The 25,480-nt window shown below is 66.7% G+C and carries 23 protein-coding genes; 3 read left to right on the forward strand and 20 right to left on the reverse strand.

The genetic code is table 11. The annotated features are described in order from the left end of the window. The first annotated feature begins 148 nt into the window (after positions 1–148). A complete protein-coding gene (locus tag ACFWVD_RS13925) occupies positions 149–1,879 on the forward strand; it encodes a hypothetical protein (protein WP_379242552.1) in 1,731 nt (576 codons plus the stop codon). 83 nt (positions 1,880–1,962) lie between these two features. On the opposite strand, the gene ACFWVD_RS13930 is transcribed toward ACFWVD_RS13925, so the two are convergent. The 20 genes from ACFWVD_RS13930 to rox all read right to left on the reverse strand — a co-directional run bounded on the left by ACFWVD_RS13930 (position 1,963) and on the right by rox (position 23,680). Continuing rightward, on the reverse strand, positions 1,963–2,706 hold the full coding sequence (locus ACFWVD_RS13930) for a VWA domain-containing protein (protein ID WP_379242554.1): 744 nt from the start codon (positions 2,704–2,706) through the stop codon (positions 1,963–1,965). A gap of 80 nt (positions 2,707–2,786) precedes the next feature. Then, positions 2,787–4,394, reverse strand: coding sequence for an NADH-quinone oxidoreductase subunit NuoN (gene nuoN / locus ACFWVD_RS13935; RefSeq protein ID WP_379242556.1), 1,608 nt, complete (start codon positions 4,392–4,394; stop codon positions 2,787–2,789). An 11-nt stretch (positions 4,395–4,405) separates the two neighbouring features. Continuing rightward, positions 4,406–6,028, reverse strand: a complete 1,623-nt coding sequence (locus ACFWVD_RS13940) for an NADH-quinone oxidoreductase subunit M (RefSeq protein ID WP_379242558.1) — start codon at positions 6,026–6,028, stop codon at positions 4,406–4,408. Further along, positions 6,025–7,911 (reverse strand): NADH-quinone oxidoreductase subunit L, encoded by a 1,887-nt coding sequence (nuoL, locus tag ACFWVD_RS13945; RefSeq protein ID WP_379242560.1) that lies wholly within the window; start codon positions 7,909–7,911, stop codon positions 6,025–6,027. Before nuoL ends, ACFWVD_RS13940 begins: the two co-directional genes overlap by 4 nt. 1 nt (position 7,912) lies before the next feature. Continuing rightward, complete coding sequence (gene nuoK / locus ACFWVD_RS13950; protein WP_379242562.1) at positions 7,913–8,212, reverse strand: NADH-quinone oxidoreductase subunit NuoK; 300 nt, start codon at positions 8,210–8,212, stop codon at positions 7,913–7,915. After that, positions 8,209–9,039: an NADH-quinone oxidoreductase subunit J gene (locus ACFWVD_RS13955; RefSeq protein ID WP_379242564.1), complete on the reverse strand. Its 831-nt coding sequence runs from the start codon at positions 9,037–9,039 to the stop codon at positions 8,209–8,211. Before ACFWVD_RS13955 ends, nuoK begins: the two co-directional genes overlap by 4 nt. Beyond that, positions 9,036–10,820 (reverse strand): NADH-quinone oxidoreductase subunit NuoH, encoded by a 1,785-nt coding sequence (nuoH, locus tag ACFWVD_RS13960; RefSeq protein ID WP_379242566.1) that lies wholly within the window; start codon positions 10,818–10,820, stop codon positions 9,036–9,038. The genes ACFWVD_RS13955 and nuoH overlap by 4 nt, the downstream gene beginning before the upstream one ends. Then, positions 10,813–13,272 carry an NADH-quinone oxidoreductase subunit G gene (locus ACFWVD_RS13965; protein WP_379242568.1) on the reverse strand — a complete coding sequence of 820 codons (2,460 nt, stop codon included), beginning with the start codon at positions 13,270–13,272 and terminating at the stop codon, positions 10,813–10,815. Before ACFWVD_RS13965 ends, nuoH begins: the two co-directional genes overlap by 8 nt. Then, entirely contained in the window at positions 13,269–14,591 is a 1,323-nt protein-coding gene (nuoF, locus tag ACFWVD_RS13970; protein ID WP_379242570.1) for an NADH-quinone oxidoreductase subunit NuoF, read from the reverse strand. The genes ACFWVD_RS13965 and nuoF overlap by 4 nt, the downstream gene beginning before the upstream one ends. Next, on the reverse strand, positions 14,588–15,292 hold the full coding sequence (nuoE, locus tag ACFWVD_RS13975; protein ID WP_379242572.1) for an NADH-quinone oxidoreductase subunit NuoE: 705 nt from the start codon (positions 15,290–15,292) through the stop codon (positions 14,588–14,590). The genes nuoF and nuoE overlap by 4 nt, the downstream gene beginning before the upstream one ends. Next, positions 15,289–16,602, reverse strand: coding sequence for an NADH dehydrogenase (quinone) subunit D (nuoD, locus tag ACFWVD_RS13980; protein ID WP_379242574.1), 1,314 nt, complete (start codon positions 16,600–16,602; stop codon positions 15,289–15,291). Before nuoD ends, nuoE begins: the two co-directional genes overlap by 4 nt. After that, positions 16,602–17,354: an NADH-quinone oxidoreductase subunit C gene (locus ACFWVD_RS13985; protein WP_379242576.1), complete on the reverse strand. Its 753-nt coding sequence runs from the start codon at positions 17,352–17,354 to the stop codon at positions 16,602–16,604. Before ACFWVD_RS13985 ends, nuoD begins: the two co-directional genes overlap by 1 nt. Continuing rightward, positions 17,351–17,905, reverse strand: coding sequence for a NuoB/complex I 20 kDa subunit family protein (locus ACFWVD_RS13990; protein ID WP_379242578.1), 555 nt, complete (start codon positions 17,903–17,905; stop codon positions 17,351–17,353). Before ACFWVD_RS13990 ends, ACFWVD_RS13985 begins: the two co-directional genes overlap by 4 nt. 10 nt (positions 17,906–17,915) lie before the next feature. Further along, positions 17,916–18,296 carry an NADH-quinone oxidoreductase subunit A gene (locus ACFWVD_RS13995; protein ID WP_379242580.1) on the reverse strand — a complete coding sequence of 127 codons (381 nt, stop codon included), beginning with the start codon at positions 18,294–18,296 and terminating at the stop codon, positions 17,916–17,918. Positions 18,297–18,666: 370 nt separating this feature from the next. Further along, a complete protein-coding gene (locus tag ACFWVD_RS14000; RefSeq protein ID WP_379243298.1) occupies positions 18,667–18,993 on the reverse strand; it encodes a hypothetical protein in 327 nt (108 codons plus the stop codon). 176 nt (positions 18,994–19,169) lie between these two features. Beyond that, positions 19,170–19,676 carry a hypothetical protein gene (locus ACFWVD_RS14005; RefSeq protein ID WP_379242582.1) on the reverse strand — a complete coding sequence of 169 codons (507 nt, stop codon included), beginning with the start codon at positions 19,674–19,676 and terminating at the stop codon, positions 19,170–19,172. A 303-nt stretch (positions 19,677–19,979) separates the two neighbouring features. Next, positions 19,980–20,333: a PLD nuclease N-terminal domain-containing protein gene (locus ACFWVD_RS14010; RefSeq protein WP_379242584.1), complete on the reverse strand. Its 354-nt coding sequence runs from the start codon at positions 20,331–20,333 to the stop codon at positions 19,980–19,982. Positions 20,334–20,438: 105 nt separating this feature from the next. Continuing rightward, on the reverse strand, positions 20,439–21,674 hold the full coding sequence (gene dinB / locus ACFWVD_RS14015) for a DNA polymerase IV (RefSeq protein WP_379242586.1): 1,236 nt from the start codon (positions 21,672–21,674) through the stop codon (positions 20,439–20,441). Between the two features lie 20 nt (positions 21,675–21,694). Beyond that, complete coding sequence (locus ACFWVD_RS14020; RefSeq protein WP_379242588.1) at positions 21,695–22,171, reverse strand: flavodoxin family protein; 477 nt, start codon at positions 22,169–22,171, stop codon at positions 21,695–21,697. A gap of 90 nt (positions 22,172–22,261) precedes the next feature. Next, positions 22,262–23,680, reverse strand: coding sequence for a rifampin monooxygenase (rox, locus tag ACFWVD_RS14025; RefSeq protein ID WP_379242590.1), 1,419 nt, complete (start codon positions 23,678–23,680; stop codon positions 22,262–22,264). Between the two features lie 225 nt (positions 23,681–23,905). Between rox and ACFWVD_RS14030 the strand changes: the two genes are divergently transcribed. Then, positions 23,906–24,283 (forward strand): BlaI/MecI/CopY family transcriptional regulator, encoded by a 378-nt coding sequence (locus ACFWVD_RS14030; RefSeq protein WP_379242592.1) that lies wholly within the window; start codon positions 23,906–23,908, stop codon positions 24,281–24,283. 65 nt (positions 24,284–24,348) lie between these two features. Next, on the forward strand, positions 24,349–25,467 hold the full coding sequence (locus ACFWVD_RS14035) for a winged helix DNA-binding domain-containing protein (protein WP_379242594.1): 1,119 nt from the start codon (positions 24,349–24,351) through the stop codon (positions 25,465–25,467). The last annotated feature ends 13 nt before the right edge of the window (positions 25,468–25,480 follow it).

The raw sequence follows: 25,480 nt of genomic DNA on the forward strand, positions 1-25,480 counted from the left end.
TCGGCCGTAGAGCACTTCGCGCACAACCAGTTCGGAGAAGGACAACATGGTGAAACTGTCGGGACAACGGGGGAAATGGCTGGCCGGCCTAGTCGTTGTCGGCGTCGCTGTCGGCGCCGGAACGGGTGGGGCGTTGCTGACGCGGGCTATGGACGATCGTAGCGCTGCCGCCGGTCTGCCCGAGGACCCCAACGTTCCGGTCGCGTGTGCGGACCGGCGACCGGCGGCGGTCGATCCGGGTAGTTACGGGATGCAGAAGGACGGGACTTTTCTGCACCCGTCGCAGACCTACGTGAACGAGGAAGAGCAGCATCCGTTCCCCGGTGGCGGTGAGGAGCTGTTTCCCGCGACCGACGGGTACGACCCGAACACGTACAAGAGCGACAACGTGACCGTCGAGGCGCACTACCCCGGCAAGAAGTTCACGCCGGATCCGTTCCATTCCTGGCAGAACATCGTGGACTTCGACGGTCGACGCTACATGTTCCAGTACGACCGCAGCGATGCCCGCGTCTACGACATCACCGACGTCAAGAACGTGCAGATCGTGGAGTCGCTGTCCCGCGAGGACGTGGGCGAGGTCGAAGGTAACCCCGAGGCCGTCGCGGGCAAGGACTGGGCCGCGCATGACATGTGGGGCGCCTCCACGATCCAGTGGAGTGCCAAGCACGGCGGCTACATCATGGTGCAGAGCTTCGAGATGAAGCGTCAGGTGCACTTCTGGATGGGTGACTCACCGGAGAACAGCAAGTACGCCAGCCCGGAAGGGGTGGCCGCGGCGCGCGCCGACACTCAGCTCAAAGGTTTCAAGGTCTACAAGCTGAACGGTCCGCGGAAGAAGGACTGGGAGCTGCTGTCCACGGTCAGTACCGACCAGACCCAGCAGAATCCGCTCGACTCGGACCTCACCAAGCCGCAGCAGGGGTCGGGCTCGCTCGACGTTCCGCACTGGGACGGTGGCCGCTACATGTTCATCTCGGCCGCGCCCAGCGACGACTGGTCGATGCAGGAGTACCCGACCTACCTGTACGCCAACGGTTTCCAGGTCTGGGACATGGCCGACCCCGCCGCACCCAAGCTGCTGGACACCTGGCATCGCAACGGCATGGTTCGCGGTGAGGAAGAGGCCTACCGGTCCAATCCGCGCTGCGGCAACCGGACCTCGTGGATGGGTTCGCGTAACCCGCTCTACATCCCCACTCCCATCGAAAACGGTGGCAAGTACGGATTCGCGGCCATGGGTGGCTTCGGCATGTCGATCCTGGACATCTCCGACCCCACGAACCTGCGCGAAGTCGGGCACCTGGATATTCCCCCGTCAGTGGCGGGCACCGAGGCCGACAACATCGACGTGTCGCAGTTCGAGAAGACCGGCATGGTCTATCTGAGCGGTTACCCGCTGTCCGAGGACTGCTACGAGCCGTACAAGGACATCTTCCAGATCGACGCCTCCGATGCCACCAAGCCGCGCATCGTGGGCCGGCTGCCCCGTCCGACACCTCCGGGCGGCGCGACGGTGACCGACTACTGCCAGCGTGGCGGCAGCTTCGGCCCCAAGCGCAGCGGCTACTACACCTCGCCCGGCGAGCCCAAGGACGGGCTCATGATCTACGACTTCTACAACGCCGGTGCGCAGTTCTTCGACGTCACCGACCCGAAGAAGCCGAAGATCGCGGGCTACTTCGCACCCCCGACCTTCGGTCCGGAAACCGAGGATTGGGCACGCAGCAACCCCACCCACGGCGTGTATGTCGAATACGACCGCAAGATCGTCTGGCTGATGACCAACGACGGGATCTACGCCCTGTCGTCGCCATCGCTGCTGGGCGCACCGAATCTCGCGGCACCGACGGAGCCTTTCCGCACCTCCGCGCGATAAAGCGAAACGTCGCGCAATAACTGCACGCCGCGCAGGCTCACCGGTAGGTGATTCTGCGCGGCGTTGCCGTTTTGCGGTGGGTTTCACCTGCGGCAGCTGAGGCCGCCGAGCGTGGTGGTGAGTTGCGGCAGGGTTGTTGCGGTGTGGGATGTGCCGGCGGAGAGGCGGGCGATCTCGCGGAGTGAGTCGGGGTCGGTGGGGACCGGGACCTTGACCGAGCCGCTGTGTTCGGGGATCTCGACGACTCCGTCGGCGGTGCCGAGGGAGATCGTGGACACGGGGATGTGTTCGACGTTCGCTTCTCGGGCGGCGGTGTACGCACCGCGGGCCGCGTTGAGATCTTCGGGCATAGTCTGTTTGCCGTCGGAGAGCAGGATGATCCGGCGTGAACCCGCGCTGGGCACGATGCCGCTGAACGTGTCGATCGCCGTCAGTGCGGTGAATATGCCTTCGCCGGTTGCGGTGCGCTCCGCGAGTCTGACCGAGTCCAGGGCGTTGGTGAACGGGGCGCGGTCGGTCGTCGGCGTGACCATCAACGACGCTGTACCCGCGAAAGTCACCAGTCCGAGGTTCGTGTCCGGTGCCAGCTGATAGGCGTATTCCTTCATCGCCTGCTTGGCCACGGTGAGGCGACTCGGGTCGACATCGGTCGCCTCCATCGACAGCGATACGTCGAGCACGAACATGACCACCGCATCACACGCGTCGGGTGCCGCAACCGCGGGCCGGGCTTTCCCGGACGTCGTCTGGCCGCAGCCGGAAACGATCACTGCGACGCCGACCGATAATGCCGCCAGTGCGGGTCGCATGAAGCGAGATCGGATCACCCGCCCACGCTACCAGTGGCCGAGATATCAACCAGCCGTAAGGAATTGCTCGGTCCTTGGTGGACGAGTGACCGAACCCGTCAGCGGATGAACAGGGCGCTGCGGTCGGCGAGGTCGAGGATGGGTTGGGGGAAGATGCCGAGCAGGACCGTGGCGCCTGCGGTGAAAGCGACGACCAGGGTGGTGGCGAAGGGGGCGGTGACGGTGGGGGCGTCTGCTGGGGGGTCGGTGAAGAACATCAGGACGATGACTCGGATGTAGAAGAAGGCGGCGATCGCGCTGCACAGGACGCCGAGGATGATCAGGGGGGTGTAGCCGGCTCCGGAGGCGGCGGCGAAGACGGCGAATTTGCTGACGAAGCCGCTGGTCAGCGGCAGACCTGCGAAGGACAGCAGCAGCAACGCGAAAACTGAAGCCAGCCACGGGGATCGGCGGCCGAGGCCTGCCCATTGGGAAAGGGAGGTAGCTTCGTCGCCGGAGGCGTCGCGGACCAGGCTGACTACCGCGAAGGCGCCGACGGTGCCCAAGCCGTAGGCCAGGAGGTAGAACAGGATCGCGGCGACGCCTGCGCGGTCGGCGGCGACGATGCCCACGAGCAGGAAACCGGCGTGGGCGATCGAGGAGTAGGCGAGCATACGTTTGACGTCGGTTTGGGTGATCGCCATGACCGCACCCACGATCATGGTCGCGATCGCCACCGCGGCCAGCACCGGGCGCCAATCGTCGCTCAGCGCACCGGTTCCCACCATCAGCACGCGCATGGTCGCGCCGACGGCGGCGATCTTGGTGGCCGCGGCCATGAAGGCGGTGATCGGGGTGGGTGCGCCCTGGTAGACGTCGGGGACCCAGGCTTGGAACGGCACCGCACCGATTTTGAACAGCAGGCCGACCGCGAGCATCGCGATGCCGAGCAGGGCCAGGGTGGCGTCTTCGGGTTGTTTGTCCAGTGCCGCACCGATTCCGGGCAGCGAGACCGTGCCGGTCTGCCCGTACAGCAGGGCCACACCGTAGAGGAAGAACGCCGAGGAGAACGCGCCGAGCAGGAAGTACTTCAGTGCCGCTTCTTGCGACAGCAGTCGCCTGCGTCGAGCCAGCCCGCACAGCAGGTACAACGGCAGCGACAGCACTTCCAGTGCGACGAACATCGTGAGCAGATCATTGGACGCGGGGAAAAGCAGCAGGCCACCGACCGCGATCATGGTCAGCGGGAACACCTCGGTGGTCGCCACACCCGAGCGCACGGCGGCGAGTTCGTGTGCGCTGCCCGGCACCGCGGACGCCTGCGGGGTGAACGCGTCGACGCCCCGGTCCAGTGCGGCGGCTGCCCGACTCCAGGTGCCGGGTCCGCTGCGCGCGCGGGGCACGGCGCCGCGTTCGGCGATCAGCAACAGTCCCAGCAGCGCGACCAACAGGATCGTGCCCTGCAGGAACAGGCTGACCCCGTCGATGGCGACCGAGCCCACCACCGCGGTGCCTTCGGACCCGCCCAGCAGCACCACGGCCACCAGCGCGCCGACGACACCGACCACTGCGAGGGTGAGCTGTGTCGAATACCGGTGGGGCCGTGGCACGAACGCTTCCACGAGCACGCCCACCACGCCGACCGCGAACACGATCAGCATCGGGGACAGCAGGTGGTATTCGATGCTGGGTGCGGGCGCGATGGCCGCCAGGTCGGTGATGGTCACGGAGTCCGTCCTCATTTGTGGCCGCCTGCGGGCGGGGTGGCCGCGCCTGCTTCGGGGGCGGGGACCGTCGGCGCGGGGTCGTGCTTACCGATCGTGGAAAGAGTGTGTCCCACTGCGGGATCCACCAGGTCCAGGATCGGTTTCGGGTAGAAGCCCAGGACCAGCAGCGCGACCAGCAGCGGCACCACCACGGCCAGTTCGCGTGGCACCAGGTCGCGCAGGTGCTCGTTGCCCTTCTTCAGTGGGCCGGTCATCACCCGCTGGTACAGCCACAGCACGTAGATCGCGGCCAGCACCAGTGCGAAGGTCGCGATCACCGCGGCGACCCGGTACTTGGGGAAGGTGCCGATCAGGACCAGGAATTCACTGACGAACGGTGCCAGGCCGGGCAGCGACAGGGTGGCCAGACCGGCGATGAAGAACGTGCCCGCCAGCACCGGTGCGACCTTCTGCACCCCGCCGTATTCGGCGATCATCCTGGTGCCGCGTCGGGAGACCAGGAATCCGGCGATGAGAAACAGTGCGGCCGTGGACAATCCGTGGTTGACCATGTACAGGGTGGCCCCGGATTGGGATTGGGTGGTCATGGCGAAGATGCCCAGGATGATGAAACCGAAGTGCGAGATCGAGGTGTAGGCGATCAGGCGCATGATGTCGGTTTGGCCGATCGCCAGCAGCGCCCCGTAGAGGATGCCGATCACCGCCAGGGTGATGACCAGGGGCGCGAAGGTGTCCGAGGCCAGCGGGAACAGCAGCAGGCAGTAGCGCAACATGCCGAAGGTACCGACTTTGTCGACCACGGCCATCATCAGCACCGCGCTGGACGGGGTGGCCGAGACCGCCGCGTCGGGCAGCCACGTGTGCAACGGCCACAGGGGTGCCTTCACCGCGAAGGCGAACATGAAGCCCAGGAACAAGGCGTTGAGAACCGTTGTGCTGCCGCCCAGTTCACCGTTGTTGGCCGCGGCGACCACCACGCGCAGATCGAACGTGCCCGCCGACCCTTCACCCAGTCCGGCTTGCGCGGTCAGCACGTACAGGCCGATCACCGCGGCGAGCATGATCAGCCCGCCGAACAGGTTGTACAGCAAGAACTTCACCGCCGCGCGCGAGCGTTGGGCGCGGATCGCCTGGTCGGTGGTGCGGGTGCCGAAGCCGCCGATGAGGAAGTACATCGGGATCAGCATCGCTTCGAAGAAGATGTAGAACAGCAAGATGTCCAGCGACAGGAACGAGATCAGCACCATCGACTCGACCAGCAGCATCAACGCCATGTAGATGTGCGTGGTGCGAGGGCCTTCACCGGTGGCGGTTTCGTCGTTCCAGCCTGCCAGAATCAGCAGTGGCACCAGGGCCGCGGTGAGCAGGACCAGCGCGGCGGCGATGCCGTCCAGGCCCAGGGTGTAGCCGACGCCGAACGCCGGGATCCATTCGTGGGATTCGACGAATTGGTATTGATCACCGCCGGGCTGGAACCGTGCGGCCAGCACGACGGCCAGCGCGAGTACACCGAGCGAGACCGCGAAGGCCAGGCCGCGCGCGAGATTGCGGCGGGCGGCCGGAACCGCCAGGACCAGCCCTGCCCCGAGAGCGGGGGCGAGCCAGAGTGTCGTCAGCCAGGGAAACGAGTTCACCAGAACCTCACTGCCAGCAGGGCAGCGGCGAACAGGGCCGCGCCGGTGAACATGGACAGGGCGTAGGAGCGCACGAAACCGGTCTGCACCTTGCGGATTCGTGCCGACAGCCCACCGATCGAGGCCGCCAGCCCGTTGACGATGCCGTCCACGCCTTTCGCGTCGAGGAACACCAGTGCACGCGTGAGATGGCGGCCGGGGCGTTCGAACACGGCTTCGTTGATCTTGTCGGCGTACAGGTCGTCGCGTGCGGCTTCGGTGAGCACGCTGACCGGTTCGGGCGCGACTTCGGGGATGGGGTTCTCGGCGTATTTGCGGTAGGCGATGGCGACACCGATCGCGACCGCGGTCAGGGCCAATCCGGTGACCACGGCCGGGGGGATGACGGGTTCGCCGTGGTGGGAGCCCACGACGGGGGTCAGCCAGTTGACCAGCGACGAACCCCACACGAACAGCCCACCGGCGAACACCGAGCCGAACGCGAGCAGGATCATCGGCCCGGTCATCACCGCGGGGGATTCGTGCGGGTGGGTGTCGGGCTTCCAGCGGCGTTCGCCGAAGAAGGTCATCAGCATCACGCGGGTCATGTAGAACGCCGTGAGCGCGGCACCGACCAGAGTGACCACGCCGAGCAGGATTCCGACCGCGCCGCCGTGGTCGAAGGCCGCTTCGATGATCTTGTCCTTGGAGAAGAACCCGGAGAACGGGGGCACGCCGATGATGGCGAGATAGCCCAGGCCGAAGGTGATGAACGTGATCGGCATCAGGGTGCGCAGGCCGCCGTAGCGGCGCATGTCGGTTTCGTCGTTCATCGCGTGCATCACCGAACCGGCGCCCAGGAACAGGCCTGCTTTGAAGAAGCCGTGGGTGAGCAGGTGCATGATCGCGAACGCGTAGCCGGCGGGGCCAAGCCCCACGGCCAGGATCATGTAACCGATCTGGCTCATGGTCGACGCGGCCAGTGCCTTCTTGATGTCGTCTTTGGCGCAGCCGATGACGGCGCCGAACAGCAGGGTGATCGCACCGACGGCCAGCACCGCGGCGCGGGCGGTGGGGGCCAGATCGTAGATCGGATTGCAGCGCGCGATCAGGTACACACCGGCGGTGACCATGGTGGCGGCGTGGATGAGCGCCGACACCGGGGTGGGGCCTTCCATCGCGTCACCCAGCCACGACTGCAGCGGCACCTGCGCGGATTTGCCGCACGCGGCCAACAACAGCAGCAGCCCGATCGCGGTGAGGGTGCCTTCGCTGGCGCCCGGACTTGCCGCGAACACGGTGGCGAAGTCGAAGGAGCCGAAGGTCGCGAACATGACCATCATGGCAATGGCCAAGCCCATGTCACCGATCCGGTTGACCACGAAGGCCTTCTTGGCTGCTGTTGCGGCGGAAGGCTTGTGGTACCAGAAGCCGATCAACAGGTACGACGCCAGGCCCACGCCTTCCCAGCCCAGGTACAGCACCAGGAAGTTGCCCGCCATGACCAGCACGAGCATGGCGGCCAGGAACAGGTTGAGGTAGCCGAAGAACCGGCGTTTGCCGGGGTCGTGGCTCATGTAGCCCAGCGAGTAGATGTGGATCAGCGACCCGACACCGGTGATCAGCAGCGCGAAGCAGATCGACAACTGGTCCAATTGCAGGGTGAACCCGACCTGCAGGTCGCCCGCGGGGACCCAGTTGAACAGATCCTTGTGGATGGCGCGGTCGGCGTCGGGGCGGGCGAGCATATCGGTGAACGCGACCACCGCGACACCGAAGGACGCCAGCGCCGCCGCGGTGCCCAGGTAGGGGCCCCACCGGTCGGTGCGGTGGCCGAACAACAGCAGGATGATCGCGCCGACCAGCGGCAGGGCGGGCAGCAGCCACAACGTTGCGGTACCCATGTCAGAACTTCAGCAGGTTGGCGGCGTCGACCGAGGTCGACCGGCGGGCACGGAAGATCGTCATGATGATGGCAAGCCCGACCACGACTTCGGCGGCGGCGACCACCATGGTGAAGAACGCGATCACCTGACCGTCGAGGTTGCCGTGCAACCGGGAGAAGGTCACGAACGCCAGGTTCACCGCGTTGAGCATCAGCTCCACGCACATGAACACCACAATCGCGTTGCGGCGCAACAACACTCCCGCGGCGCCGATGGTGAACAACAGCGCGGACAGGAACAGGTAGTTCTGGGGGTTCACCGCTTGCCTTCCTCGTCGGCCGCCGGATTGTCGATCTTGGTGTCACGCAGCGTGCCCACCGAGGCCACGGCGGCTTCGGTGTGGGCGCGGGTGCGACGGTGACGCAGGATCGTGGACACCGACAGTTCGGCGAAGGAACCGTCGGGCAGTTGGGCGGGGCTGTCTACCGCGTTGTGCCGTGCGTAGACGCCCGGTGTCGGCAGCGGGGTCGCGCGTTCGCCCGCGGTGCGGAAGCGGTCACGCGACATTTCGCGTTGCCCGCGTTTGGGGGTGAACTGGTCGCGGTGGGCCAGCACCATCGCGCCGATGGTGGCGGTGATCAGCAGTGCCCCGGTGAGTTCGAACGCCCACACGTAGCGCAGGAAGATCAACTCGGCAAGTTCGGCGATCACGTCCCGGTCGCCGAAACCGCGGCCGGGGAAACTGGTTCCGCTGTCGCGCAGGGCCGCGCCGATGCCGCCGATGAACAGCAACCCGAACCCGACCCCGACGATCGCGGCGGCAATACGCTGCCCGCGCAACGTCTCTCGCAACGACTCCGCGGAGTCCACGCCCACCAGCATCAGCACGAACAGGAACAGCATCATCACCGCGCCCGTGTACACCACGATCTGCACGACACCGAGGAACAGTGCGCCCTGCGCGATGTAGAACACGGCCAGCGACAGCATGACCGCGGCCAAGCACAGCGCCGAGTACACGGCTTTGGCCGCGGTGACCATGCCCAGTGCGCCCAGCACCGCGATCGGGGCGAGCACCCAGAACAGCACGGCTTCGCCGGTGGAGGTGTCGGTGACTTCGGCGGCCACCAGCTGTGCGGTGCTCATCGCAGGACCTCCTCGTCCGAGGGTGCGGGACCGACGCGGCCCAGGTAGTAATCGGCGGCATCGGTGCCCGGTGCCATCGGGTGCGGCGCGGGAGTCATGCCGGGCTGCATCGGGGCCAGCAGTTGGTCTTTTTCGTAGATGAGGTCGGCGCGGTTGTCGTCGGTGAGTTCGTATTCGTTGGTCATGGTCAGCGCGCGCGTGGGGCAGGCCTCGATGCACAGGCCGCAACCGATGCAACGCAGGTAATTGATCTGGTAGACGCGGCCGTACCGTTCACCAGGGGAGAACCGTTCCTGCTCGGTGTTGTCGGCGCCCTCGACGAAGATGGCGTCGGCCGGGCACGCCCACGCGCACAGTTCGCACCCGATGCACTTCTCGAGGCCGTCGTCGTACCGGTTGAGTTGGTGGCGGCCGTGATAGCGCGGCGCGGTGGGCACCTTCTGTTCGGGGTAGGACTCGGTATTGGGCTTTTTGAACATGGTCGCCGCGGTGACCGCGAAACCGGCGAGGGGTTCGAACAGGCTGATCTCGGGCTGGTCGTTGGCGGGCCGTGGTGGCATCGGCGGGACCGGGAAACCCAGGAACACCGATGAGGTCGACACGGGTTCTTCGGGCAGCGGGGGCAGACCCGCGGAACGGCCCGCGCGCAGGAACATCGCGATCATCGCCGCGGTGATCGCCAGGCCCACACCGACCAGGATGAAGTTCTGGCCGGGCAGACCTTCCAGGTCCAGCACGCGGGCGGCGGCCACGATCATCACCCAGACCAGCGACGTGGGGATGAGCAGTTTCCAGCCCAGGTTCATGAACTGGTCGTAGCGCAGGCGAGGCAGGGTGCCGCGCAACCAGACGAACACGAACAGGAACGTCCACACCTTGAGGGTGAACCACAGCAGCGGCCACCAGCCGGAGTTGGCGCCCTCCCACAGGCTGATCGGGAACGGTGCGCGCCAGCCACCCAGGAACAACGTGGTCGCCAGCGCCGACACCGTAGCCATGTTGACGTATTCGGCGAGCATGAACATCGCGAACTTCAGCGACGAGTACTCGGTGTGGAAACCGCCGACCAGCTCACCTTCGGCTTCGGGCAGATCGAAAGGCGCGCGGTTGGTTTCGCCGACCATGGACACGCAGTAGATCAGGAACGAGGGCAGCAGCAAGAACACATACCAGGTGCCCTCCTGCGCGGTGACGATCTCGGAGGTGGCCATGGTGCCCGACAGCAGGAACACCGTCGCGAATGTCAGCGCCATGGCGATTTCGTACGAGATCACCTGCGCGGTGGAACGCAGACCACCCAGCAGCGGATAGGTCGAACCCGAGGACCAACCGGCCAGCACGATGCCGTAGACGCCGATCGAGGTGATGGCCAGGATGTACAGCACCGCCACGGGCATGTCGGTGAGCTGCAAGGCGGTGTGGGTGCCGAAGATCGAGACCTCGGGGCCCATCGGGATCACCGCGAACGCCATGAACGCCGGGATCACCGAGATGATCGGGGCGAGCACGAAAATCGGCTTGTCCACGATCGCCGGGATGATGTCTTCCTTGAGCGCCATCTTCACGCCGTCGGCCACGGACTGGAGCATGCCGCCGGGGCCGATCCGGTTGGGGCCCACCCGCATCTGCATCCAGGCCACGACTTTGCGTTCGGCGTAGACCGCGATCAACGGCACCAGCATCAGGTAGACGAACACGCCCAGCGCTTTGACCACGACCAGCCACAGCGGGTCGGTGCCGAAAACAGTTCCGGCCGCCAGGTGCAGCACTGGATCACTCATGACGGTGTTCCTTCATCCTGTCGTCGGCGCGACGCAGGCGCACCACGGCGCCGGGTGTCACACCGAGTTCGGCGGCGACCGTGCAACCGGGCGAGTGCAGCGGCAGCCACACGACCCGGTCGGGCAGGTCCGTGATCATCAGCGGCACGCAGATCTCGCCGCGGTCGGTGTAGACGATGATGTGGTCGGCGTCGGCGGCTTCGATCTCGGCGGCGGTCGCGGCGGACAGGCGCGCCACGGGCGGGCGGGCGACACCGGCGAGGTTGGGTTCGCCGTCCTGTAGGCGGCCCGCGTCCAGCAGCATCCGCCACCCGGCCAGCACGGCGGTGCCGGGGCCGGGGACGGGGCGGGTTTGGCTGGTCAGTTCCGGGGCGGGGATGGGTTCGCCGGTCCAGGTGCCGAGCAGGTCGAGTTCGGTGCGCGCGGAGGTGGCGTCGGGCAGATTGATCGGGACACCCATCTGTGCTGCCAGGGAGTGCAAGACGCGCAGGTCCGACAGGGGGGCGGCGACGCGGCGGGTGGTGTCCAGCGAGGCGGCGGTGAAGGGGCGGGGGCGGCCTTCCCAGGTGCGGAAGGTGCCCGACTTCTCCATCGCGGTCGTTACGGGAAACACCACGTCGGCGCGTTCGGTGACGGCGCTGTGCCGCATTTCGAGGCTGACCACGAAGCGGGCGGCGTCGATGGCGGCCAGGGCGGCGGCGGGGTCGGGCAGGTCGGTGGGGTCGACGGCGCCGATGACCAGGGCGCCCAGTTGGGCGGCGCCGGCCAGGATGGCGGTGGCGTCGCGGCCCAGGGTCACCGGGAGTTCGCCGGATTGCCAGCGGTGTCGAACCTGTTGGCGCGCAGACGGATCCACCACCGGTCGGCCGCCGGGCAGCAGGCCGGGCAGCGCGCCCGCTTCCAGTGCGCCGCGTTCGCCTGCTCGACGGGGCACCCAGGCCAGGGCGGCACCGGTGATGTCGGCCAGGCGGCACACGGCCGACAGGGCGCCGGGGCTGCCCGCGAGGCGTTCACCGGCCATGATGACCGCGCCGGGAGTGTGCAGCATGGCCAGCAGTTCTGTTGCGTCGGTGGAGGTTTCGGCCAGGATCGCGTTGATGATGTCGGCTTCGCCGCAGGGCGGTGTTTGGATCAGCGCACCCGACATGCGTTCCAGGCCGCGGGAGGCGAACGGGGCCAGGGCGATCACCTGCTGACCGCGGGTACGGGCGGCTTTGCGCAACCGCAGGTACACGATCGGCGATTCCTCTTCGGGTTCGAAACCGACCAGCAGAACCGCGGGGGCCCGATCCAGCGCGGCGAAGTCGACCTGCACGCCACGGCCGGCGACACGGGCGGCGAGGAAGCGTTCTTCTTCCTCGGAATGCACGCGGGCGCGGAAGTCGATGTCGTTGGTGGCCAACACCATTCGCGCGAACTTGCTGTACGCGTAGGCCTCTTCCTCGGTGACGCGGCCACCCACGAGCACCCCGGCATTGCCGATCGCGGCGCTCAGGCCAGCGGCGGCGGCGGTGAGGGCTTCGGGCCAGGAGGCGGGGGCCAGGACGCCGTCCCAGCCGCGCACCATCGGGGTGGTGAGGCGGTCGCGTTCGGTGGCGTAGGCGAAGGCCCAGCGGCCCTTGTCGCAGTTCCATTCCTCGTTGACCTGCGGGTCGTCACCGGCCAAGCGGCGCAACACTTTTCCGCGACGATGGTCGGTGCGTTGCGCGCAGCCCGACGCGCAGTGTTCGCAGACGCTGGGGGTGGACACCAGGTCGAACGGGCGGGCCCGGAAACGGTAGGAGGTGCCGGTGAGCGCGCCCACGGGGCAGATCTGCACGGTGTTGCCGGAGAAATAGGAGTCGAGCGGTTCGGCTTGGGCGGTGCCGACCTGTTGCAGCGCACCACGATCCATCAATTCGATGAACGGGTCACCGGCGACCTGCTGGGAGAACCTCGTGCACCGCGCGCACAGCACACACCGTTCGCGATCCAACAGCACCGCGGTGGACAGCGGGATCGGCTTCGGGTAGGTGCGTTTCACGCCGTCGAAGCGGGATTCGGCGCTGCCGGTGGACATCGCCTGGTTCTGCAGCGGGCATTCCCCGCCCTTGTCGCAGACCGGGCAGTCCAGGGGGTGGTTGATCAGCAGCAGTTCCATCACCCCGCGCTGCGCCTTTTCGGTGGCGGGGGAGGTGATCTGGGTGCGTACGACCATGCCGTCGGTGACCGGAATGGTGCAGGAGGCCATGGGCTTTCGTTGGCCTTCGATCTCGACCAGGCACTGGCGGCACGCGCCGACGGGGTCGAGCAGGGGGTGGTCGCAGAAGCGGGGGATCTGCACGCCGATCAGTTCGGCGGCGCGGATCAGCAGGGTGCCCGCGGGGACTTCGATGGTGGTGTCGTCGATGGTGACGCTGACCATGTCGGTGGGCACCACACCGCTGTTGTTCCCCGGCGCAATGGCAGTCATTGTTCCTCTTTCACTGGTGCCCACACGGTGGCGGCGGCCGGGTCGAAGGGGCAGCCGCCCAGTCGCTGATGTGCGAGGTATTCGTCGCGGAAGTACTTCAGCGAGGAGAAGATCGGGCTGGCCGCGCCGTCGCCCAGCGCGCAGAACGATTTGCCGTTGATGTTGTCGGCGATGTCGGCGAGTTTGTCCAGGTCGGCTTCGGTGCCCTGGCCTGCTTCCAGGCGACGCAGCAACTGCACCAGCCAGTAGGTGCCTTCGCGGCACGGGGTGCATTTGCCGCAGGATTCGTGGGCGTAGAACTCGGTCCAGCGCAGCACCGCGCGCACCACGCAGGTGGTGTCGTCGAAGATCTGTAATGCCTTGGTGCCCAACATGGATCCGGCGGCGGCGACACCTTCGTAGTCCAGGGGCACGTCGAGGTGTTCGTCGGTGAACATGGGGGTGGAGGAGCCGCCGGGGGTCCAGAATTTGAGGGTGTGGCCTGGGCGTACGCCGCCTGCGTAGTCCAGCAGTTCGCGCAGGGTGATGCCCAGGGGTGCTTCGTATTGGCCGGGGCGGGCGATGTGGCCCGACAGGGAGTACAGGGTGAAGCCGGGGGATTTCTCGGTGCCCATCGAGCGGAACCATTCGGTGCCGTTGCGCAGGATCGAGGGGACGCTGGCGATGGATTCGACGTTGTTGACCACGGTCGGGCACGCGTACAGGCCTGCGACGGCGGGGAACGGTGGGCGCAGGCGGGGTTGGCCGCGTCGGCCTTCCAGTGAGTCGAGCAGGGCGGTTTCCTCGCCGCAGATGTAGGCGCCGGCGCCGGCGTGCACGATCAGGTCCAGGTCGAAACCGGATCCGAGGATATCGTGGCCGAGCAGGCCCGCTTCGTACGCTTCGGCGACCGCGGCTTGCAGTCGACGCAGCACCGGGACCACTTCGCCGCGGACGTAGATGAACGCGGTCGCGGCGCGGATGGCGTAGGCGGCGATCACCACGCCTTCGATGAGGGTGTGCGGGGTGGCCAGCATCAACGGGATGTCTTTGCAGGTGCCGGGTTCGGATTCGTCGGCGTTCACGACCAGGTAGTGCGGTTTCGTCGTCCCGTCGGGGCCAGGGCCCTGGGGGATGAACGACCATTTCATGCCGGTGGGGAAACCGGCGCCGCCACGTCCGCGCAGGCCCGCGTCTTTGACGGTCTGGATGACCTCGTCGGGAGTTTTGCGCAGGGCTTCTCGCAGGCCTTCGTAGCCGCCGGTCGCGCGGTAGGTGTCCAGGGTCCACGACTGGGGGGTGGCCCAATGTTCGGACAGGACCGGGGTGAGGGTCGTCATCGCGGGTCCCCTTCTGCGGCAGCGCTTTCCAGTCCGGCCAGGGTGGGGGCGCCGGGTGCACCGTCGAGGGCGCCGGGGCGTTCGTCGGGGAAACCGGCCAGGATGCGGGCGGTTTCGCGGAACGTGCACAGGGGGGCGCCGCGGGTGGGGCGGACCTGGTGGCCTGCTTGCAGGGCGTCGGTGATCGCGATGGCCGATTCGGGGGTTTGGTTGTCGAAGAACTCCCAGTTCACCATCATGACCGGGGCGTAGTCGCAGGCGGCGTTGCATTCGATGTGTTCGAGGGTGACCGCGCCGTCGGGGGTGGTTTCGCCGTGCTTGACGCCCAGATGGTGTTGCAGCGCTTCGTAGATGGCGTCACCGCCCAGCACCGCGCACAGGGTGTTGGTGCACACGCCGACGTGGTAGTCGCCGGTGGGGGTGCGGCGGTACATCGAATAGAAGGTGGCCACGGCGGTGACTTCGGCGCCGGTGAGGTTCAGGTGGTCGGCGCAGAAATCGATGCCGGTGCCGGTGACGTAGCCTTCCTCGGCTTGCACCAGGTGCAGCAGGGGCAGCAGTGCGGAGCGGGGGTGTGGGTAGCGGGTGATGATTTCCTTGGCGTCCAGTTCCAGGCGTTCGCGCACGTGTGGTGGGTACGGTTCGGGACGGGTGGTGAGGCTCAGGAGAATCGGTGTGCTGGAAGGGGTTTCGTTGCTCATCTGTCCACTCCGCCCATTACTGGGTCGATGCTGGCGACTGCGGCGATGACGTCGGCGAGCATGCCGCCTTCGCACATCGCGGCCACGGCTTGCAGGTTGGTGAACGACGGGTCGCGGTAGTGCACCCGGTAGGGCTGGGTGCTGCCGTCGCTGACCATGTGCACGCCCAGTTCCCCGCGCGGGGACTCCACCGCCGTATACACCTGTCCCGCAGGCACTCTGATCCCTTCGGTGACGAGTTTGAAGTGGTGGATCAGTGACTCCATGGAGGTGCCCATGATCTTGCCGATGTGTTCGGGCGAGTTACCCAGACCGTCGGGACCCAGCTTCAGATCGGCGGGCCAGGCGATCTTCTTGTCGTCGATCATCACCGGGCCGGGGCGCAGCTTGTCCAGGCATTGTTCGACGATCTTGATCGACTCCGCCATCTCGGCGATGCGAATGACGTAGCGGCCGTAGCAGTCACAGCCCGTGGTGGTGGGGATGTCGAATTCGTAGTTCTCGTAACCGCAGTACGGGTCGGATTTGCGCAGGTCGTGCGGCAGACCGGTGGCGCGAAGGACCGGGCCGGTGATGCCGAGGGCCATGCAGCCGGTCAGGTCGAGGTAGCCGATGTCCTGGGTGCGTTTCTTCCAGATCGGGTTGGCGCTGAGCAGGTGTTCCATGTCGCGCAGGCGGCCGGGCAGGATGTCCAGGAGTTCACGGACTTTGGTGACGCCGTCGTCGGGCAGGTCTTGGGCCAGGCCGCCGGGGCGGATGTAAGCGTGGTTCATGCGCAGGCCGGTGATGGTTTCGAACACGTCCAGGATCAGTTCGCGTTCGCGGAAGCCGAACAGCATCGGGGTCAGCGCGCCCAGTTCCATGCCGCCGGTGGCCAGCGCGACCAGGTGCGAGGAGATGCGGTTGAGTTCCATCAGCAGCACCCGCACCACGGTGGCGCGTTCGGGGATCTGGTCGGTGATGTCGAGCAGTTTCTCCACGCCCAGGCAGTAGGCGGTCTCGTTGAAGAACGGGGACAGGTAGTCCATGCGGGTCACGAAGGTCACGCCCTGGGTCCAGTTGCGGAATTCCAGGTTCTTCTCGATGCCGGTGTGCAGGTAGCCGATGCCGCAGCGGGCCTCGGTGACGGTCTCGCCTTCGATTTCCAGGATCAGGCGCAGCACGCCGTGCGTGGAGGGGTGTTGGGGGCCCATGTTGACCACGATGCGTTCTTCGGCGCCGCCGTCGATCACCTCGCTGACCTGGTCCCAGTCCTGGCCCGCGACCGTCACCACGGTGGGTTCGTCGCGGCGAAAATCTGTGTCGGTCATCAGCTGTAGGTCCTCCGCTCGTCGGGCGGCGGTATGCGCGCGCCCTTGTACTCCACCGGGATCCCGCCCAGCGGGTAGTCCTTGCGTTGCGGGTGCCCGCGCCAGTCGTCGGGCATGGTGATGCGGGTCAGGGAGGGGTGGCCATCGAACAGGATGCCGAAGAAGTCGTAGGTTTCGCGTTCGTGCCAGTCGTTGGTCGGATAGACCGAGAACAACGACGGGATGTGCGGGTCGGCGTCGGGGGCGGACACTTCCAGACGGATGCGGCGACCGTGCGTGATCGACATCAGCGGGTAGACCGCGTGCAGTTCACGGTCGGTGTCGTCGGGGTAGTGCACGCCGTTCACGCCAAGGCACAGTTCGAAACGCAGTGCGCTGTCGTCCCGCAACGCACCGGCCACCGCGACCAGGTGTTCGCGGTGCACGTGCAGGGTGAGTTCGCCGCGGAAGACCACGATCTTCTCGATCACGGTGTCGAAGGAGATCACTCGTTGCACCAGTGCCGCGCGCAAGGTGCCGACGAACGCGTCGAACCAGCCGCCGTACGGGGGTGGGGTGCCCGCGGGCAGGGCGACCGGGGTGACCAGGCCGCCGTAGCCGGAGGTGTCGCCGGTGCCGCTGACGCCGAACATGCCGCGACGGGTGCCGATCACCTCGTCTTCGGGCGGTTTCGGTTGGGGTGCGGCGGGTGATTCCTCCGGGATCTGTTGTCCCTGGGTGTTGTCGGTGTTGTCCGGGGAGTCGAAGGTCATCGCAGCAGGCCCTCCATCCGGATGGTGGGTGTGCTGGCCAGTGCGGCCTTTTCGGCGGCGCGGATCGCTTCTTCGCGGTTGACGCCCATCGGCATCTCGGCGATCTTCTCGTGCAACGCCAAGATGGCGTTGAGCAGCATTTCCGGGCGGGGTGGGCAGCCGGGCAGGTAGATGTCGACGGGCACGATGTGGTCCACGCCCTGCACGATGGCGTAGTTGTTGAACATGCCGCCCGAGGACGCGCAAACACCCATGGCCAGTACCCATTTGGGTTCGGTCATCTGGTCGTAGACCTGCCGCAGCACCGGGGCCATCTTCTGGCTCACCCGGCCCGCCACGATCATCAGGTCGGCTTGGCGAGGGGAGGCGCGGAACGCTTCCATGCCGAAGCGGGCGATATCGAATCGTCCTGCGCCGGTGGCCATCATCTCGATCGCGCAGCACGCCAACCCGAACGTGGCAGGCCACACCGAGCCTTTACGCAGGTAGCCGGCGAAATCCTCGACCGTGCTCAGCAGGAACCCGCTGGGCAGTTTTTCTTCCAGACCCATTATTTCCCACTCATTCCCAGCTGAGGCCGCCGCGACGCCACTCGTAGGCGTAGGCGACAGATACGTTGACGATGAACAGCGCCATCGCGGCGAGACCGAACAGCCCGAGCGTGTCGAAATGCACGGCCCAGGGGTACAGGAACACGATCTCGATGTCGAAGATGATGAACAGCATGGCGGTGAGGTAGTACTTCACCGGAAAGCGCTGTCCCCCAGTGTTTCCCGGGCCGCCTGCGATGGCGTGCGGGGTCGGCTCGATGCCGCATTCATAGGGTTCGAGTTTGGCCCGGTTGTAGCGTTTCGGGCCGATCAGCGACGCCATGATGACGGAGAACACCGCGAACGCACCGGCGATGGCGCCGAGTACGAGTGCGGGCACCTCGATATTCACGACTGCTTCCCCTCCTCGCTGGAGCAGGCCAAGGCATGGTGCCCGGCCGCGGACGGCAGCTTTCGGCGAGACGGGGCCGACAACGTTGTCCGCCGAACGGGGGCCCGCGCAAGGCTGTGCAGCGATGGCGGAGCGTTATACAAGAGCCCGTGCTCGTGTGAGCTAGAGCACAGACTACCGCCGTTTTGTGAGTCCGCCGCACGTTTCGGGGAGGGGGTTTGATCGATATCGGTACCGCGATTCATGAGCGGTACGGGGGTAATCGGTTTCGGGCACGCGGGCAGGAACCACTGGCGTTACCAGTGGTAATAGACAAACCGGTGGTGCGGCGACTATCCGATGGTTCGGGACGATGCCCGGCGGGGTGCGATCAGCGGGCGAGCAGGACGCCGGCGACCGCGTTGGTCAGCTGCATGGCGTCGATGGGGTGCGAGACCGCGGCCTCGGCGCGCGACCAGTTGGCCAGCCACGCGTCATCGGGGCGACCGGTGATCACGACCACGGGCGGGCACTGGTCGATCTCGTCCTTGAGCTGCTTGGCGATCCCGAGGCCACCTGTCGGGGCGGATTCGCCGTCCAGGATCGCCAGGTCGATGCCGCCCGCGTCCATCTGTTCGATGACCACCGGTGCGGTGGCGACCTCGAAGAAATCGAGCTCGGGGAGATCGGCGCGCGGCCTACGTCCTAACGCCAGCATGACCTGTTGGCGGGTGTCGGCATCGTTGCTGTAGACCAGCACACGCAGCGGGGTGGAACCAGGGGATTCGGCCACGGTGGGATCGTACGTCCGGGTGTGGGCCGGCGTGGTGGATTCGCTGGATTCGGCAGTTGGCCTGCGGCGCAAGCTCTCCGACGCAGGCCGTGCCAGGGGGACTACTTGTGATCGACGGATTTGTCTTCGGTGGCTGTGCCCTGTCCGTCGTAGCTGGCCAGCACGGAGGTCCCGTCCTGGCGGCTACCGCCAGAGGCATACAGAACCACACTGACGGTCACCGGGCCGTCCGACATGTTGGGGAGAGTGTTGCGTTCTGAGACGATGCGGACCACCAGCTCCATGCGGTGGCGATTGCCATCGCAGGTCACGTCCCAGCTTGTGCCCGCAAGTATGGCGACGCGCTGGTTCTCGGGCGGGGTCTTCGGATCGACAGTGGGCTGGCGGCGCACCTGTGCTGCCAAATGCCTGACCCGTGGCGAGTTGGTGTTGCAGGCGTAATCGACTTCCACCACAGCCAGTCGCCCGTTGGTCGAGGAGCGAACGATCTTCCCCGCTGTCACCTGGTCGCCAGGGGCGGCGGCGGCCTGCGTGCTGAATCCGAGGCCGCTGCTCGTCGCGACTGCGACGCCGGTAATCGCGAGCATCTGCTTGATTCGGCTGTTCATGCTGCTCCCAGTGTCGACGGATGTGATGAATCGCGCCCATTGTCATGGAGTTTCGCCACGACGGCCACGACTGACGGTGGCCCGGCGAGTCCGACAGCACGATCCTGGTCCGCCATCGTCGAATCAGGGATCATCGGGTCAGCGTTCGACATCGGCACTGAGGGAAAGGATTCGCGGATGACTGCGCCGCGGCGGTATCCGGAGCGAGTTCGATCGGGAGCAGTGCTCTGATGCGCGGTTGTGGGGGGCGTTGGTGTGACCGGGTTCGATGTGCCGGTGGTCACGACCAGCGTGCGTAGGTGATCAGGCTGGGTCTTGGTCGCGTTGTTCTTTTTGGCGGCGGGCTTCGCGGCGTTGTTGTTCGGCGCGGTCGCGTAGGCCTCGCAGGAACGCTTCGTCGTCGTCGGGGTTGGTGGCTACTTGGCGGCCGGGGCGGTCGTATTCGGTGAAGCGGGTGGTGGAGGCGGGGCGGGGGTCGGTGACGGGTCGGCCTGCGAACAGCCAGAGTAGGGCGCCGATGGTGGGGAGTAGGACTACCACGATGATCCAGCCCATTTTGGGGAGGTGGCGGATGCCGGTGTCGGGGCTGGTGACGATGTCGACCAGGCAGTAGACCCAGAGTGCAAGGGTCAGGAAGCCGATGACGGCGTAAGGCATCGCGGTTGTCCTCTTCGGGGGTTGGTGGCGGGGGTAGCTGTCGCCGGGACCCCCTGGTGTCAGGATGCCGCACTCTATGCTTTCGCGCGAATTCGGGGGCGCGGGTCAGTCGGGTAGCAGCGGGACGGAAATGCCTTCGCCGCTGCGTAACAGGGCGGCTCGGGTGACGGCGGTGGAGCCGAAGCGGCGGCGTAGGTCGTCGAGGGTGGCGTCGAGGGTGTTGTCGGCTCGGTGTTGCAGGGGCAGGGTCAGTTGCATGGTGTCGGCGTCGTCGAGGTTGGTCAGCGACAGGCCGATCAGGGTGATGCCGCGTTCGGTGATCAGGGGTTGGGCGGTGTGCAGTAGGAGTCGGGCGGCCTGGCGGATCGCGTCGGAGGAATCGGTGGCTTCGACCAGGGTGTGGGAGCGGGTGGCTCGGGTGAAGTCGTGGAAACGTAAGCGCAGCACCACTGTTCGGCACACGCGGTCGGCGGCGCGCAGGCGTCGACCCAGGCGGTCGGTGAGGCCGTCGAGGTAGGCGGCGATTTCGTCGGGGTCGCGGGGGCGGCTGCCCAGGGCGCGTTGGGCGCCGATCGAGCGGCGGCGGGTGCCGGTTTCCACGCGGCGGGGGTCGCGGGCCCAGGACAGGGCGAACAGGTGGCGGGCGGCGGCGGGGCCGAGGATGGCGCGCAGGTGCGGTTCGCCCAGTTCGGCGAGTTGGCCCACGCGGGTGATGCCGTTGGCGTGCAGGGTGGCTGCGGTGACTTTGCCGACGCCCCATAATCGTTCGACCGGTAGTGGGTGCAGGAAGTCGAGTTCTTTGTCGGGTTCGACCAGGCGCAATCCGTCGGGTTTGGCGACGGCGGAGGCGACTTTGGCCAGAAATTTGTTGCGCGCGATGCCCACGGAGATGGGCAGCCCGACCTGAGCGGCGACCTGTGCGCGTAACCGTTGGGCGATCTCGATCGGTTCGCCGCTGATCCGGCGCAACCCGCTCACGTCGAGGAACGCCTCGTCGATCGAGATGCCCTCCACGATCGGGGTGGTGTCGTGGAACACCGCGAACACCGCCTTGCTCGCCTCCGCGTAGGCGGCCATTCGCGGCGGCACGGAGATCGCGTGCGGGCACAGGCGCAGCGCCTGGCCCGCGTTCATCGGGGTGCGGATCCCGAACGCCTTGGCCTCATAACTGGCCGCCAACACCACCCCGCCGCCCACGATCACCGGTTTGCCGCGCAACCACGGCTGATCGCGCTGCTCGACCGAGGCGTAGAAGGAGTCCAGGTCGGCGTGCAGGATCGAGGCGTGCGCGCGGGACTGGATGCGCGGGTGGCGTGGGGCGGCGGGATCGGACACGAACATATGTTCGCATCAGGGTATGACTAAAACGGGGGCGTCGTGATCTGTACCCGCAGATTCTCGGCGAACGCGCGAGCCGCCGCGATATCGGCGGCGTCGGGGTGGCTCTTGTGGATGCCCCCGACCAGACGCAGGGGCATCACGGTGTCGAAGCCGCGGCAGCCGAAGGAATCGATCACCTCGAAACCCTTGTGTTCGAGGCTGCGGGTCAACGTGGTGACATAGCGGCGAAACGGTGTTTCCGGGAGCCCGCTGGTGCGGAACACGAACGCCTTTCGGTGTTGTCGGGTGGGCAGTGCGGCGATGAAGCGGCGTAGGTCCGGGTGGAAACTCATGTTGAAGATTCCCGACCCGAAGCCGACGAGGTCGCAGTCGGCGAGTTCGGCCGGATCGATGTCGGCGGGGTCGACGACTCGGCCACCGAGTACCTGGCTCATAGCCTGTGCGATGCGCGCAGTGTTGCCGTGCGACACCGATTTACAGACGAGGATGACCTTCACAGGATGGGTCCTTTCGTTGCACTGCATGGTCGGACACCATCAAGACCACGCAGCCGGCCCGGATCTGACAGGTTCAGGCTGTGTCCTGGGTCACGCCGGGCCGAACCAGTCGGGGAGGTGGGTGAGTAGGTCCTGTTGGTTTTCGCCGACCCAGGCCACGTGTCCGTCGGGGCGCAGCAGTAGTGCGGGGGCGTCGAGTTCTTCGGTGGTGTCGGTGATGTGGTCGATGCGGTCTGTCCAGCCGTCTAGCGAGAGGTGGCCGGTTCGGTCGAGGAGTAGACCTCGGCCTTGGCGCATGCGGTCGTAGAGGCGGCCTTGTTTCAGTGCGATGTCGCGGAGGCGGCGGCCGAGCAGCGGGTCGCCTTCGCCGAAGTCGTAGCGGATGCCGATGGCGGTCATTCGTTCGGTGAGGTAGCGGTTCACGTCGCCGAAGGTCATCAGGTGGGTCATCAGGGTGCGGACTGCTCGGGCTCCGGGGTCCAGGGACATCAGGTGCATCAGGGCGCGGGTGAGGTCGAGGACTTCGGCGCCGACGGGGTGGCGTTCGGCGTGGTAGGTGTCCAGGAGATTGGGAGGTGCCCAGCCGTTGATGGTGGCGGCTAGTTTCCAGCCGAGGTTGACCGCGTCTTGGATGCCGAGGTTGAGGCCTTGGCCGCCGGCGGGTGGGTGGATGTGGGCGGCGTCGCCTGCGAGGAAGACTCGGCCCACGCGGTACTGGTCGGCTTGGCGGGTGCCGTCGCCGAAGCGGGACAGCCAGCGGGGGGAATGTGCGCCGAAGTCGGTGCCTGCGGTGGCGATGAGTTGTTGGGTGAATTCGTCGAAAGTGGTTGGAGTGGAACGGGTTTCGGAGACTTCGGCGGCGGGGGTGAGCACGCGGTAGAGGCCGTCGCCCAGGGGCATCGCGCCGAATCGCAGTTGGGTTTTGCGGACTTCGGTCATCACCTCGGTCAGGGTTTCCGGTGACGCGGTCAGTTCCATCTCGCCCAGCAGGGTGTCGGCCTGGCTGGGTTCGCCCGGGAAGGCGACGTCGAGGAGTTTGCGTACGGTGCTGCGGCCGCCGTCGCACCCGACGAGGTAGCGGGCGCGCAGGTGGGTGCCGTCGGCGAGGTCGACGGTGACCGCGTGGTCGTCCTGGCTCACGCCGACCACTTCGGTGCCGCGTCGGATGTCGGCGCCGAGTTCGGTGGCGTGGTCGGTGAGAATCTGGTCGGTGAGCGGTTGGGGGATGCCGAGGATGTACGGGTGGGCGGTGTCGAGGTGCTCGGGCACCGGTGCGGGGATGCCGGCGAATCCGCCGACCGGGTACGTCTGGCCGAGGGCGAGGAACCGGTCGAGCAGGCCGCGCTGGTCCATGATTTCGATACTGCGCGCGTGCAATCCGAGCGAGCGCACGACCTTGGTCGGCTCGATATCGCGCTCCAACACGACTGCTTGCACACCGTGCAGTCGCAGTTCCGCGGCCAACATCATGCCGGTCGGTCCGCCGCCTGCCACGATCACGTCGATCATCAAAGTTCTCCCCTTCGACCAAGTTTCCGCAGGTTGCGGGCTTGCCGCACGATTGTGCACCAGCACCGGGGCCTTGCCGCAAGGCCCGGGGTGCGCTATAAATTAGAGGTGGCAAGGAGTGGTTTTCCCTCCTTGCCATTGTCTTGCCCGGACAACGAGTTCCTCACCGCGGACCGGCCGGTACTGTGAAACCGGTTCGGGCAAGGTGTGAGGAGCGATCGGCGAGTGCGTGGTTTCGGGGATCTCGAGGCGGTGCTGATGGACCGGCTGTGGGATCGGGACGTCGATGCGACCACGGTGCGCGAACTGTTCGACGAACTGACCGCCGAACGCGAGATCGCCTACACCACGGTCATGTCGACCATGGACAACCTGCACCGCAAAGGCTGGCTGGCCAGGGAACGCGAAGGCCGCGCCTACCGGTACTGGCCCACGATCACCCGCGAGGAACACAGTGCGCGGCTGATGCACGAGGCGCTGCACGTCGGCGGGCGGGCCGATCTGGTGCTCAATCACTTCGTCGACCGGATCAGCGACGACGAATTCGCGGGCCTGCGTGCGGCGTTGCGGCAGGTCGCTGTTCGACGGACTGAGGCGAGCTGACCGAACTTGTCAGTGGGTTCTGATCTGATGGAGATGTCCAGGGGGTCGGCGACAAGGGGTCAGGCATGGTGAGTGTCGGGTGGGATCAGGTGTTCGCGTGGCGGCTGGGCCGTCAGTTCGTGACGGAACCGGGCGGAGGTTCGGTCGGCGATATCGTGGAGCGGTTGGTGGGGGTGCAGGCTCAGGTGGCATCGGCGGCGGAAATGGCTGTCGCGGTGCGCAGTTCCGATCCGCGCCCATCAGGGGTGGCGCAGGCGTTGGAGGCGGGCGGGCTGGTGAAGACGTGGGCGATGCGCGGCACCTTGCACGCGATGGTGCCGCAGCTCGCGGCCGCGGCGTTGTCGCTGATCGGGTCGGCGCGCACGTGGGAGAAACCGTCGTGGCAGAAGGTTTTCGGGGCGACGCCGGAGCAGGTGGCGGCGTTGGTCGAGGTGGTGTCGGGTGTGCTCGCCGATCGGGTGCTGACGCGGGATGAACTGGTCGAGGCCGTGTTGGCTGAACCGGGGTTCGACCATTTGGGTGAGCAGTTGCGGTCGGGGTGGGGTGCGGTGCTCAAACCGCTCGCCTGGCAGGGGGCGTTGTGTCACGGGCCTGCTCGTGGCACCAAGGTCACGTTCGCCTCGCCTGCTGATCATGTTCCGGGGTGGTCGGGCGTGCCGGATCCCGACGAGGCCGCACCGGCGGTGATCTCCGCGTATCTCGGTGCGTACGGTCCGGCCACACCGGAGGCGTTCGACGGGTGGCTCAGTCGCAACAGTGTGCGAAAACCGGTGGTGCGTGGGTGGTTTGCTGCCCTGGGTGACGCGGTGACTGAGGTCGATGTCGAGGGCAGAACCGGGTGGATCGGCAGCGAGTTCGTGGATGAGCTCGCTGCGGCGACGCTGGATGGCGCGATCCATCTGCTCGGGCCGTTCGACCAGTACGTGCTGGGTCCCGGCACTGGCGACACCGCGATGCTGCGGTCCGAACATCGCGCGAAGGTGAGCAGGACCGCGGGCTGGATCTCGCCGCTGGTGTTGGTCGACGGGCGGATCGCGGGGACGTGGGAGCGGGTCGATGACGAGGTGGTGGTGTCGATGTTCGAGAAGGGGAAGTTCCCGAAACGGGAGTTGACCGCGGCGGTGGAACGGTTGGCCGAGGCGATCGGCGCGCGGGGGCTGGCTGTGCGCCGAGAATCCGGATAGTCCTCGCGCCTGA

Source organism: Nocardia sp. NPDC058666 (assembly GCF_042714895.1).
Lineage (GTDB): Bacteria > Actinomycetota > Actinomycetes > Mycobacteriales > Mycobacteriaceae > Nocardia.